General features: G+C 34.0%; 11 protein-coding genes and 1 pseudogene. 8 read left to right on the plus strand and 4 right to left on the minus strand.

The annotated features are described in order from the left end of the window. Position 1: 1 nt before the first annotated feature. Positions 2-1170, minus strand: a pseudogene (locus AC2FB1_RS02955) (MFS transporter). A 362-nt stretch (positions 1171-1532) separates the two neighbouring features. Continuing rightward, positions 1533-2453: a DMT family transporter gene (locus tag AC2FB1_RS02960; protein WP_490673791.1), complete on the minus strand. Its 921-nt coding sequence runs from the start codon at positions 2451-2453 to the stop codon at positions 1533-1535. A 155-nt stretch (positions 2454-2608) separates the two neighbouring features. Between AC2FB1_RS02960 and AC2FB1_RS02965 the strand changes: the two genes are divergently transcribed. The 7 genes from AC2FB1_RS02965 (at position 2609) to AC2FB1_RS02995 (ending at position 8983) form a co-directional block, all read left to right on the plus strand. Beyond that, entirely contained in the window at positions 2609-3091 is a 483-nt protein-coding gene (locus AC2FB1_RS02965; protein WP_070581048.1) for an RrF2 family transcriptional regulator, read from the plus strand. A 144-nt stretch (positions 3092-3235) separates the two neighbouring features. Further along, positions 3236-3439 (plus strand): helix-turn-helix transcriptional regulator, encoded by a 204-nt coding sequence (locus AC2FB1_RS02970; protein ID WP_011274640.1) that lies wholly within the window; start codon positions 3236-3238, stop codon positions 3437-3439. Beyond that, the gene (locus AC2FB1_RS02975; RefSeq protein ID WP_053030656.1) at positions 3436-4155 is read left to right on the plus strand and encodes a DUF3169 family protein; all 720 of its coding nucleotides are present in this window, start codon (positions 3436-3438) and stop codon (positions 4153-4155) included. The genes AC2FB1_RS02970 and AC2FB1_RS02975 overlap by 4 nt, the downstream gene beginning before the upstream one ends. A 90-nt stretch (positions 4156-4245) precedes the next feature. Continuing rightward, a complete protein-coding gene (locus AC2FB1_RS02980) occupies positions 4246-5091 on the plus strand; it encodes an ABC transporter ATP-binding protein (protein WP_490673792.1) in 846 nt (281 codons plus the stop codon). Beyond that, a complete protein-coding gene (locus AC2FB1_RS02985) occupies positions 5091-5726 on the plus strand; it encodes an ABC-2 transporter permease (RefSeq protein ID WP_490673793.1) in 636 nt (211 codons plus the stop codon). The genes AC2FB1_RS02980 and AC2FB1_RS02985 overlap by 1 nt, the downstream gene beginning before the upstream one ends. A gap of 164 nt (positions 5727-5890) precedes the next feature. Next, entirely contained in the window at positions 5891-6676 is a 786-nt protein-coding gene (locus AC2FB1_RS02990; RefSeq protein ID WP_490673794.1) for an arylamine N-acetyltransferase family protein, read from the plus strand. A 48-nt stretch (positions 6677-6724) separates the two neighbouring features. Continuing rightward, positions 6725-8983, plus strand: a complete 2259-nt coding sequence (locus tag AC2FB1_RS02995) for an ATP-binding cassette domain-containing protein (RefSeq protein WP_490673795.1) — start codon at positions 6725-6727, stop codon at positions 8981-8983. A gap of 61 nt (positions 8984-9044) precedes the next feature. Here the strand turns inward: AC2FB1_RS02995 and AC2FB1_RS03000 are convergent, their stop codons facing one another. Next, a complete protein-coding gene (locus tag AC2FB1_RS03000; RefSeq protein ID WP_490673796.1) occupies positions 9045-10820 on the minus strand; it encodes an oleate hydratase in 1776 nt (591 codons plus the stop codon). A 192-nt stretch (positions 10821-11012) separates the two neighbouring features. On the opposite strand from AC2FB1_RS03000, the gene AC2FB1_RS03005 reads away from it, so the two are divergent. After that, positions 11013-11597, plus strand: coding sequence for a TetR/AcrR family transcriptional regulator (locus AC2FB1_RS03005; RefSeq protein ID WP_490673797.1), 585 nt, complete (start codon positions 11013-11015; stop codon positions 11595-11597). Between the two features lie 152 nt (positions 11598-11749). On the opposite strand, the gene pbp4 is transcribed toward AC2FB1_RS03005, so the two are convergent. After that, the gene (gene pbp4, locus AC2FB1_RS03010) at positions 11750-12901 is read right to left on the minus strand and encodes a penicillin-binding protein PBP4 (protein ID WP_490673798.1); all 1152 of its coding nucleotides are present in this window, start codon (positions 12899-12901) and stop codon (positions 11750-11752) included. Positions 12902-12931 lie beyond the last annotated feature (30 nt).

The raw sequence follows: 12931 nt of genomic DNA on the forward strand, positions 1-12931 counted from the left end.
ATTAGTTATCAAATGTAACATACTTTTTTTCATAAAAATGATTAATTATATTAATTATAATTCCTAAGATAATGATCCCGCCTGATACAAATGTAATGATGAGATACGGGAAGCCTATTGATAATAATATTGAGCCAATAATTGCCCCTAAGAAGTTTGCAATATTAAAAATAGACGCTGCAAGTGTACTTGATAAAAGTGGCGCTTCATGTGCACTTAAAATAATTTTACTATTTAATAAAGGCGTTGTACCAAATGTGCCAAAACCAAATAAGAAACAAATAATAATTGCTAAAATCGCACTATGAACCGCTGTCACAAATAAAACAATAGTTACAAACAGCAAAATAAACGTATAAAATAGATATTGCGTCAGCTTATGTTCTGGTACATTACCTGTAAGTAAATTACCAACAACTCCACCAAGTCCAAACATAAATAAACATACAGTTAAACCAACAATGCCAAATGGTGCATATTTATGAATCATTGGTTCCATAAACGTATAAGTTGTGAATACGCCTGAATAACCAAAGACAATAATTGCCATAACAATTAAGATATGTGGGTTTTTAAATACTTTTAATTCATTTTTTACATTAGATTCTGTACTTAGAGATACATCTGGTACAAACTTCAACATACCTAGCATTGTAATAATCGCTAAACCAATCATAACGTCAAATACAGCTCTCCAATTCGCAAAGCCACCTAAGAATGATCCGAATGGCACACCAATCATAACCGCAATTGTTAATCCTGCTTGGACTAATGCGATGGCTTGCGGTTGTTTACCACGAGGTGCAACGGCTGCAGCCACACTCATACATACGCCAAAGAATGGTGCGTGCATTGAAGCTGACAACAATCTTGATAACAGCAATACTTGAAAATTGGGTGCCAACATCCCTACCACATTACTACCTATAAATATGGCAACCAAAATGGTAATAAGCGTTTGGCACGTACATTCATTGTAAATATACGCATGAATGGTCCAATTAATGCAACACTCACAGCATACACACTAATTAATAAACCTGCACTTGAAATAGACACTTTCATATCACTTGCGATTTGAGTTAATAATCCTGTAACAACATATTCTGCCATACCGACTGTAAATGTACCTAACATGAATATGAAAAACATCATTCTGTTACCTTTCATCATTGCTACCTCCTTTTTTGTTGCTCTCAAAAATAATACGAGTGCTATATTACAAAAAATTAGATACCATGTGAAGAGATTTGTTCAGATTTTTTTATTTTCTTAAGTCAGTGTTCGCAAGTTTTCATATATTTTCATTGTATTAAAATTAAGACAATTTCAAGTATGAAGTATTTCGAAAACCATTCCATATATGCAACATTTTCAATCAAAATGTCACTATGTTAATCTAACTAGCATAGGAGTGATATGATGTCTGAATCTAAAAAAGATAAATCCAAACAGCCACTTTGGGAACTCATAATTAATATTATCCTAGAACTATTTAGTGCGATCATTCGATTTTTCAAACATTTAATACCTTAATTACTTAAGTGATGTGGTGAATAATTAATTGCAATCAATGCGACCACAACACATAATCCGCCTATCATAATGTGCAATGTGAAAGGTTCACCTAACCCTATAATTGAAAAAATGGTTGAAAATAAGGGCACTAAAAATAGAAAACTGCTCGAAATCGTAGCACCTCGTAAATTTAAACTGCTAAACCATAATCCAAATGATCCAATAGACGCAGGAAACACAAGCCACCAAAACCATACCCATCCCCAACCATTCAATTGTCCAATGTGATAGCGCTCTCCTAACAATTGGCTAATCAAGAACATGATGATGCCACCAAATAATAGCTGCCATCCCGTTAATACCCAGGCACCTTTATCAAACTTAAATTGCTTAGTCACGACAGTATTACATGACCAACATAGTGAACCAAGTAATGCGACACACGCACCCCACCCTAGCAATGAACGGTCTAACCCTAGATATATCGTAACCCCAATCACACCAATCACGAGTGCAACCACTTTAATCATTGTTAAACGCTCTTTCAGTATAAAATGCGCAAGAACAGCTAACCATAATGGATTGGTAAACAGTAAAACGGCAGACATTGAAGAGGATACACCCAATGACATTGCTATATTTAACAATCCCATTGTTCCTGCCGTTTGTAATAATCCGATGGTAGCGACAAATATAAAGCCTTTATAACTATTATGATCAATTGATGGTAATACATATTTAACGCCCCTTTTCAAAAATAAAACCAATAAGATAGTGAATCCCGCGATGGTAAAACGCCATCCGCCTAGTAACATAGGTGGCACGTGTTCAATTGAGATGAGGTACTTCCCAGTTGGAAAAGAAGAGCTCATACATATGGTCGTTAAAATAATACATATATAGAAGTATAAATGCGAACGTTGATGTAAATTCATAGATGTCATCTCCTAGTCATTTATTAAAGATAATTAAGATATTCGTTGTCTTTAAATAGTATTATAATGCACCCTTTCTATTTTTCAATCTTAATATATAAAATTTTTATATTATATTTTATAATAAAAGAAACGTCTATCATTGGAGGAGTATTATGAAATTATCTAAAGGATGGGAGCAAGCTGTCTATGTTCTATTAATGCTGAATCTACTACCAGAACATAGCGTGATGACCTCTACTGCTTTAAGTGATCGTTTAAATGTTTCTGATTCTTATTTAAAGAAGATTATTAAAGCACTTGTTAAAGAAGGACTTGTCAATTCTACTACGGGCAAGCATGGTGGTTTCTCGTTAAGCAAACCTTTAAATCAGATCACGTTTTATGATATTTTTCTAGCAATAGAAGGTCGCGATACGATTTTTGCAAGTCAGCAATTATTGAAACCCTTCTTAGGTGAAAATGAAGGCCAAAAAGCAGAAATGTGTGTAGTTAGTCATGCATTAAATACAATTCAACATACACTTATCTCCACTTTATCTTCGATTACATTGGATGAAGTAAATCAAACCATCGTCACAAAATATCATCTTAACGATCTTAATCAATGGGTCTTAACAAATAGCAAAACACTGTAATTTAAGCCTTCTGGATGTCTAACTTCAGACAACCCGAAGGCTACTTTTTATAACTACTTTGACAAAAATAAAGGTCTTTTTGACTAATATACTTGTCAAAATGACAAAGATAATGTAATGTAATAGCCAAGGAGTTGATGAATATTGCGAAATCGTCTTAAAGAATTACGTGCTCGCGATGGCTTCAATCAAACACAACTCGCTAAACAAGCCGGTATCTCACGGCAAACAGTTTCTTTGATTGAACGGAATGATTTTATGCCGTCCATTTTAACAGCCGTTAAAATTGCGCGTATATTCAATGAACCAGTTGAAAATGTCTTTATATTTGAGGAGGGAGATTTATGAAAGTGGGCAGATATTTACTCTATTTATTGATAGGGGGTATTATTGGTGGAATGATAGGAGCCTCAATAGGAATGCTAAGTGATGGGAACATCTTTGATATCTTACATTTCGCTTCATACAATTTCACGATTATCGTTACCATTATCGCTTCATTAATTAATATTGGACTTATCTTAGCGATTTGGAAGACCTCTCAGACATCTTTAAAATACAAACATAAAACTGAAAATGCCAATGATGCCAACCTCGATCAACATGAACAAAAAGCTAATTTAACTTTCATGAGAACTGGCACATTATATTACATTACAGTATTAGTCGCTTTATTAAACATATTTATTATTGCCTTAGGTAATGGCCCATCGTCTATTTTATTTTTAGTCATTGTGCCTTTTATATTGACATTAATTCCGTCAACCATGCTTGGTTTCTTTTATAGAAAATTTGATACCCGTATGCCTAAACAAGGCGAAGCCAATTATACAGAACGTATTTTACAAAATATGGATGAAGGTGAGCGTCATATTACACTTGAATCAATGTTTAAAGTATATCACGTCAATATTTCCTTAATAATGGTAGGCGCTATATTCTTAGGTATCTTTTCAATCATTACAGGTATTAACCAAGCAGTTGGCATTGGCATCTTAATCATTTTATTCGCTTACAACACATTTGGTTATATGTTAAAAGTACGTAAATTTTACAAATCTTAGTTATTTATTAATTAATCTATATTATGATAAAAGTAACTAATCTTTAATTGAATTAAATCTAATACTAATCAACAGAAAGAGAGGATTACTATGGAACATCTATTGCAAGTGCAACATCTCAACAAGTCTTATAAGAAATCGAATTTCCATTTGAAAGATATTTCTTTAACACTTCAACCTGGCGAAGTTATTGGTTTAATTGGTAAGAATGGTTCAGGTAAATCAACATTGATTAATACATTAGTTGGTAACCGTTTTAAAGATTCTGGAGATATTTCATTTTTTGATCAAGTTGTCTCAGATAAGGATTATGCATACAAAGAGCATATTGGTGTTGTATTTGATGACTTACGTGTGCCTGATAAACTCGAAATTAAAGATATGGATAAGGTTTTTGCAAATATTTTCAAAACGTGGAACAGTGATCATTTCTTTGAAGTCATTCAGCGTTTCGAATTACCAACTAACGCTCAAATTAAAACATTCTCAAGAGGAATGCGTATGAAAGCAGCCTTAGCCATGGCTCTAGCGCATGATACAAAATTACTCATACTGGACGAAGCAACTGCTGGTATGGACGTATCAGGACGTGAAGAAGTCATTGAAATGTTGGAAGACTATATTTCAGAGGGCAATGGCATACTCATTTCATCTCATATTTCAGAAGATATAGAACATTTAGCTACAAAATTAATCTTTATGCGTGATGGTGAAATTGTACTTCAAGAAAGCAAGGAAGAATTGTTAAATCAATACGGTATTGTCGAAGTTGATGAGCATGATGATTTAAATATTGCACAAGACATCATCATTGTATCAAGAGTGAGACAAGGTCAACGCCAAATCTTAGTCAAGGATTGGTCTAGTGTGACAAACGCTCACCCACTTAACACTATTGATGACGCAACAAAATTAATTATGAGAGGTGATAAATAATGAAAGGTCTAATTTTAAGTAGTTTCTATGCATCTAAAAAATCACTTATCACATATTTAATTGTAGCTATTGTAGCAAGTTTCTTATTCGCTTTTATAAATCCAGCAATGGCATGTTTCTTACCAATGATTTTCTTATTGTCACCAGTGACGGATAACTTAAAGCGAGAAAAAGATTCTAAATGGATGTATTATATTTCAACATTGCCAACACATCGAAGTGCTTACATTAAAAGTTATTTCGCATTTTATGGCATACTCATCTTTATCGGATTAATTATTGGATTAATTGCAGTATTAGCGATACATCAGAATTTAATATTAACACTTATTTCAGGATTAGTAGGTATTGGTGCGGCAGGCACATATGCTATCATGTTCCCGTTAACATTTAAATTTGGTCCTGAAAATTCAAATGTCATCATGATTTCAACATCGGTTATCGTTCTTATTTTATTCTTTATTACTTACTTTGGTGTTATTATGTCTGCCATTGTACGTTCAGGTTCATTCTCTGATTTAGGAACAAATCCTACAGATATCCTCTTCATCGGATTATATGCAATACTCGGTTTAATTTGTTTAGTGGCTTCTTATTTCATTTCAATAGCCATTTTCAACAAACAAGAACTGTAATTTTGAATCATAACATAGTTTAATATATTAATACTGGTTCTAAACACGAGGCATCAACTGCTATCAAGTGTTTAGAACCTTTTTCGTCTCTATTCTTACATGCGTCATTTCATCATTATAGGGTATGGATTACTAAAAGCTTTTAACAAAGGAGACCTCATCTTATGGATATTCAAGCTATCGAACACTATTTAAATATAGATGCATCAAAATATAATGAACCTTCACTTGAAGCGCTCAATTATTACATTAAACGCTATATGTTGACGGTTCCTTTTGAAAATATCAATGTCCAAAATGGCGTACCTATATCTGTAGAAATTAATGATTTGTATGATAAATTGATCAATCAGCAACGAGGTGGTTTCTGTTACGAAATGAATCATTTCTTTGGGACTTACCTTGAAGAAAAAGGCTTTACCGTATATCGTATGTCTGCGACTGTTGAACAGCCTAATGGCAATCGCAGTCCAGAAGGTTCACACATGTCACTTGTTGTTCCAATTAATGATGTAAATTATGTTGCAGATGTAGGCTTCGGTGACTTACCTTTACAGGCCTTACCTATTACAAATATAGATCCAACTCATCCAGTTACAGATATTACAGGTGAATTCCGAGCAATTTCAGAGCATGAAGGAACTTATAGCATTCAGAAACTCGAAGACGATAGTTGGATCACACGTTACGAGGCTCGCTTCCAACCTAAGCAAATAGAAGATTTTGAAGATATGATTCAATATAATTCACAACATCCAGATTCTATTTTTGTACAACAACTTATCGTTACTCAACCACAATCATTTGGACGTGCTACGATGTCTTTACAACATCTAACGCTAAGTAAACAGGATGGTAAAGATAAATATGATGTAACTTCAGATAACTACCGAAATATTTTAAAAGAATACTTTAATCTTGATGTTAAAATCAAACCACTCGAAGTATAATTTAATATGACCAACATGTGAGTTAATCTAGGTTTAAGAGGTGTAATTATGACTAATATAGAAATTATCGGTGCCAAACAAAATAACTTAAAAAATATAAATGTAACGATTCCAAAGCATCAATTAACAGTATTTACAGGTCGTTCAGGCTCGGGGAAGTCTTCCCTCGTCTTCAATACTGTAGCTGCAGAATCTGAAAGATTGTTAAATGAAACATATTCAAGTTATGTGCAACATCAACTGACACAATATGAAAAACCAGACGTCGATCAAATTAAGCATCTTCCTGTCGCAATGATTATTAATCAGAAACGTCTTGGCGGTAACTCTCGTTCAACTGTAGGTACAATTTCTGACATTTACGCGTCTGTCCGACTGCTATGGTCACGTATTGGCGAACCATTTGTCGGTTATTCAGATATCTTTTCTTTCAATAATCCTAAAGGTATGTGTCAAACATGTTCAGGACTAGGCTATGTTGAAGATATTGATTTAAATGAATTGCTTGATTATGATAAATCACTTAATGAGGATGCAATTAAATTCCCTTCATTTAGACCTGATAGTTGGCGAGGTAAACGTTATTTATATACAGGTTTATTTGATAATGATAAGAAATTAAAAGATTATACGAATGAAGAAATGGATACGTTTTTATACACCGAACCAACTAAATTAAAGAATCCACCGTCAAATTGGCCTAGAACTGCCAAATTTGAAGGATTAATTCATCGATTCCGCCGTTCATTTTTACTTAATGATAATTTCGAAAAGAAACGTTTTAAAGAAGATATTGACCGAGTGGTATCGAAACATGATTGTCCTGATTGTCATGGTCAACGTCTTAATGACACTGTATTAAGCTGTAAAATCAATGGCTTAAATATTGCAGAATTCACAAACCTACAAATTGATGAGGCGTTAGCCTTTTTAAGAAAAATAAAATCAGGCAAAGCCCGTGTGATAATAGAGCCACTTAAGAAACAACTAGAAGCATTAAGTTATATTGGGTTGAATTATTTAACACTAGCGCGAGAAACAACTTCACTATCTGGTGGTGAGTCACAACGTATTAAACTCATTCGTCACCTTAATAGTCCTTTAAGCGACTTAGTCTATATTATTGATGAACCAAGTGTCGGACTACATCCAGAGGATATTCAGCGTATCAACGATATCATTCAATCTTTAAAGGATAAGGGCAACACAGTGCTCGTTGTAGAACATGATCCAGATGTTATAAAGACCGCTAATCATATTATTGATTTAGGACCTTTAGCAGGCAAAAATGGTGGTGAAATTACATTTACTGGCTCTTATAATGAATTACTCAGTTCGGACACAAGTACTGGTCAAGCGTTGAACCGACAGCATCAACTTAAAAAAACGCCACGTAAAGCGAAAGATATGCTTCAAATTGCTAATATTAGTCGCAATAACTTACAAAATGTCTCAACTAAACTACCTAAGCATGCAATGACTGTTGTTACAGGTGTTGCAGGTTCAGGTAAAAGTTCACTCATCACTGCAGGATTTGAACGTGAACAAGAGGCTATCTTTATTGACCAGAAACCTGTCCATGCATCAAATCGTTCTAATCTACTTACTTATTTAGATATCTTTGATGATGTACGTAGTTTCTTTAGTCAACATACTGGTCTTAAGAAGAGTATGTTCAGCTATAATTCAGAAGGTGCCTGTCCGGAATGTCATGGTAAAGGTGTTTTAAAAACGGAACTTGCATTTATGCCAGACTTTTCACAAGTATGTGAATTATGTGGTGGTACAAGATATCGTCCAGAAGTGTTAGAAGCTAAAGTAGAAGGTTATTCTATTGCGGATATTTTAGCATTAACCGTGGATGAAGCCATTGAGAAATTTAGCGACAGTCCAGGTATTATACGACCGCTTCAAGCATTAGCGGATACAGGATTAAACTATATGACTCTCGGACAATCATTAGATACCCTTTCAGGTGGTGAAATTCAACGTGTGAAACTAAGCTGTTACCTGACACAAGATGTGACCGATAAGATCTTTATCTTTGATGAGCCAACAACTGGGCTACATGAAGATGATTTGCCAATTCTAATCGATTGCTTTAACCATCTTATTGAAGAAGGCAATACGGTTATCTTGATTGAACATAATTTAACGATGATGACTCAGGCGGATTGGTTAATTGATATTGGGCCTTATGCTGGAGATAAAGGTGGCCAATTACTTTACGCGGGTGAACCTGAAGGCATCTTTGACATCGACAATTCCATAACCGCTAAACATTTAAAACGATATATTGGCCAATAAATAAACTAAACAAATATCCCCACATGCTAATTCGTCATGTGGGGGTGAATTTTATCTACACTTATAGTAACTTGTGTTGGTGCAACAATTCTTCGATATAGGTACCTTTTATTTTCTTCAAGAAAGCGTTAAGAGCGAGTTTCTGTATTTTGTTATGTTCTGAGAGTTCTGATAGATTTTTACCATCATTAAGTTCATATAAGGCATCCATCAATATACGAAGGTCGAATTCTGTTGCAACCACTTCAGGGACACCTCTATCTATGTCCAATAATTGGTATACTGCTTCCATAGCAGTCCTTACCGAATATTCAGTGGTAAATACAGTATCTCTTTCTGTTTCTGCAAAATTACCAATAAAGGCTATGTTGCGAGCATTTTCAGGCACGACAAGTGGTCTGTCTCCAATGGATCTAGGCATAAAATAAGAACAGATATATGGCATATAGACTGGTATCGTATTACATTGCATTTTAGCGAGGTCTTCAATTTGATTGATAGGAACGCCCATATGATATAACCATTCTTGGCAAATTTCATTTCCACTGCATTCAGTGATAGGTTTATGGATGTAATCCCCGTTTACGTTTGAGTATAATGCATAGATCCAAACGCTCACCTCGTCTTCGGGTTGGCTTTTAAATTGCTGTTGACGATTCACAGTAAAACTCATTTGCCATTTAGAATCGTTCACTGTGATAATTCCACCTGTAACTGTTTTTCCTGCTAATGGATCACGTTTACATAAACGTTCGATAGCTTCAATGACCGTCTTGTTATTTGTCGTTACCGTTGCTGAGACGAACCAACTTTTATCTGGTAAATCTTTATAGAACTTTTCAGGGTTACCAAACTCAGGGCTTTGTTTGGCTAAGTTACACCATAAGTTCCAACTTCCGCCAATATCTTTTGTAGGAGGTGCGGGTGTGTCATTATCACCATAGGTTGAACTTTCTGTGATACTACCATTAGTAATAAATACGAGATCATCGGGTGTGAGCTGAATCGTTTCTTTATTACCATTTCGTTTTAGTTCAATAGCTTTAGCAATTTTGTCTTTAGTTGTAACATCTACTTTAACGTCAAGTACTTGGACATTATATTCAAATTGCACACCATGGGACGTTAAGTATGCAACCATAGGGCGTACGAGTGATTCGTATTGATTGTATTTAGTAAATTTTAAAGCACTAAAATCAGCTAATCCTCCAATATGATGCACGAATCTCATTAAATAACGACGCATTTCCATCGCAGAATGCCAAGATTCAAATGCGAACATCGTTTTCCAATAAATCCAAAAGTTCGAATTCATGAAATCCTCTGAAAAGACATCTGAAATTTTTACATCATTTAAATTTTCTTCTTTCATCAAACATAATTGAAGTATTTCTTTCATTGCTTTTTTCGTTAAAGTAAAGTCTCCGTCTGTAGGCAAGCGTTGACCCCTTTCTTCAATAACACGACATCGTGAGTAGTTGGGATCTTCTTTATTTAACCAATAAAACTCATCTAAAACTGAAGCATCTTCAATTTCAAGTGATGGGATGGAGCGAAATAAATCCCACAAACACTCGAAGTGGTTCTCCATTTCTCTGCCACCACGCATGACATAGCCTTTCATTGGAAGTTCAGTTCCATCCAAACTTCCACCAGATTTAGGTAATTCTTCTAAAATTTGGATGTTTGACCCATCCATTTGCCCATCTCTAATCAAAAAACATGCAGTAGCTAAAGAAGCTAAACCAGAGCCAATTAAATAAGCAGACTTTTGTTCTACATGTTCAGGTTTCTTCGGACGTGCAAATGCTTCATAATTTCCATTACTATAGTACATATGATTCACTTCCCAATTTATATTTTTTAGTTATCTATGAAAAGTAGTAAACTATAAGTAAACAATTTAGAAATTACTCTACCCTTCGCTTATATTATAATCATTTTATACAATACTATTGTGAGTCAGTTAAATGAAAATGTAACTTAAGTGACATTTTTGATAAAATGTCCTAAATGAGAGGTGAACAGCATGAATAATCAAGATTTACGTGTACAACGAACAAAAAAAGCACTCATTACTACATTCTCAGATTTGCTTGAAATAAAATCTTTTGAAAATATCACGATTCAAGATTTATGCGAAAAAGCAAATGTACGTCGTTCTACATTTTACCGTCATTTCAATGATAAGTATGATTTACTTAATCATATTGTCGGTACATTAATTGAATATTTTCGAACATTACATTTACCTGAAATTGATCCAAAAGATCCGAGACAATTTTTCAATAAATTTATGAAAGATATTTTACTTTTCATTAGTGATAACAAAGCAATGGTAAAAAGTGTAATTTCTATCAATATTTATAGTGACGTTTATCAAATTTTATATAATCAAATTTATGCAGTGGTTAAACGACAAATTGAATTTGATAAACAAATTGGACAATTTTACATAGATGAGTTCATTTATGGGGAATTTCTAACTGGTGGCATTTTAAGCGTTATTCTAAACTGGATTCAGTATGGCCAACAATCCATTGATGAAGTGTCTTCAGATATCGTTACAATGATTTGTGGAGCGAGGGCTGCTCATTTAAAGATATTAAAATAGAAGACAAAGAGAGACCTTTTTCACTTCGTAGTCACAACACCACTCCATTTCGCGTTAGACATAGTCTTTATGAAGAAAAGTTTCAATACTTGCCCGCTACATGAAAAGAGCCTGAAACAATTTATGTTTCAGGCTCTTTTCATACTCTTCGTTTAAAACCATTTCCATTTTTTCTTGGCATCCACTCTTGGATATGTTGTGTCTGGCAAGAAGTCACGTTTATAATGCACATAAGCTTTTCCATCTTTATTGATTCGTATATCCCATTTTTTATTATCTTTAGGAACGGTATCATATAAATTTTTATCTACTTTATATGTCTTACCGTCAATCTTATGTTCTCCTTTAGATAATACTTTTTTGTATTCATATTCTTCGCGATAATGTTTAAAAAGCGCATTCCCTATTCGATTACGATTATATTTGGCATTATTATCCATATACGGTTCCACATTCATAATCACTTCATTGAGTCGAAGGTGATTCTGTTGGTTAGTTAAAGCTATATTATATCCTTTATCACTGGTACCTGTTTTCAGTCCATCTGTTCCTTTTAAATAAAGAGGTTCATGTTTTACTGATAAATTAGTATTTTTAAACGTATACCCTTTTTGAGTATCTTGATTCAGTTGCGTTATTTTTAATACCTCGGGATGCTTTGCAATTAAATAATGAGATAATATCGTCATATCTTTTGCTGTACTTTTAGGATAAATATCATTTTTATATGATTTCGGTGCATGTTGTCCAAGTAAATCATTAGCAGCACCTGCCGGATTCACGAAATATGTATGATTCATATGAAATGCTTTAGCTTGCTTATTCATTTTATCGGTGAATGTTGATATATTGCCACTCACTTGCTCTCCTAAAATCATAGCCGCTGAATTACTAGAAGGTAATGCGGCTTGCTTTAATAAATCATCAATTGTGTACGTTTGTCCTTGATTCAAAGGGACCGAAGTAAGATTTGGCATTTTAGATAATTGGTCATAGTTACTTGTAATCTTTACCTTATCATCTAATTTCAATTTTCCCTGTTGAACCGCTTCTAGTGTAAGATAAATCGTCATCATTTTAGATAACGAAGCAGGGTCAGCTTCTTTATTTCCTTGGAAATTATATAATATTTGTCCTTGTTGTGTGGTCAAGGTGACTCCATCAGGCTCATAATTAGAACTTACTGACACATTACTTTCTTTATTTGCAATCTCTACAGGGGTTTCAGCTGCATAGGACACAGATGATCCTAATAAGGCCACCATGCTAAGTGCCCCCATACTTTTTATTACTTTCAAAAACATTCTATTACCTACTTTTTATTTTTTTGTAAT

Source organism: Staphylococcus sp. CoH_129_LAB_1 (genome assembly GCF_058191515.1).

Bases quoted from the DNA above. Each gene is read 5' to 3' on its own strand.
- AC2FB1_RS03000 (WP_490673796.1), bottom strand. From the start codon at position 10,820: ATGTACTATAGTAATGGAAATTATGAAGCATTTGCACGTCCGAAGAAA.
- AC2FB1_RS02975 (WP_053030656.1), top strand. From the start codon at position 3,436: ATGAAAGTGGGCAGATATTTACTCTATTTATTGATAGGGGGTATTATT.
- AC2FB1_RS03005 (WP_490673797.1), top strand. From the start codon at position 11,013: ATGAATAATCAAGATTTACGTGTACAACGAACAAAAAAAGCACTCATT.
- AC2FB1_RS02990 (WP_490673794.1), top strand. From the start codon at position 5,891: ATGGATATTCAAGCTATCGAACACTATTTAAATATAGATGCATCAAAA.
- AC2FB1_RS02960 (WP_490673791.1), bottom strand. From the start codon at position 2,453: ATGAATTTACATCAACGTTCGCATTTATACTTCTATATATGTATTATT.
- AC2FB1_RS02965 (WP_070581048.1), top strand. From the start codon at position 2,609: ATGAAATTATCTAAAGGATGGGAGCAAGCTGTCTATGTTCTATTAATG.
- AC2FB1_RS02995 (WP_490673795.1), top strand. From the start codon at position 6,725: ATGACTAATATAGAAATTATCGGTGCCAAACAAAATAACTTAAAAAAT.
- AC2FB1_RS02980 (WP_490673792.1), top strand. From the start codon at position 4,246: ATGGAACATCTATTGCAAGTGCAACATCTCAACAAGTCTTATAAGAAA.
- AC2FB1_RS02985 (WP_490673793.1), top strand. From the start codon at position 5,091: ATGAAAGGTCTAATTTTAAGTAGTTTCTATGCATCTAAAAAATCACTT.
- pbp4 (WP_490673798.1), bottom strand. From the start codon at position 12,901: ATGTTTTTGAAAGTAATAAAAAGTATGGGGGCACTTAGCATGGTGGCC.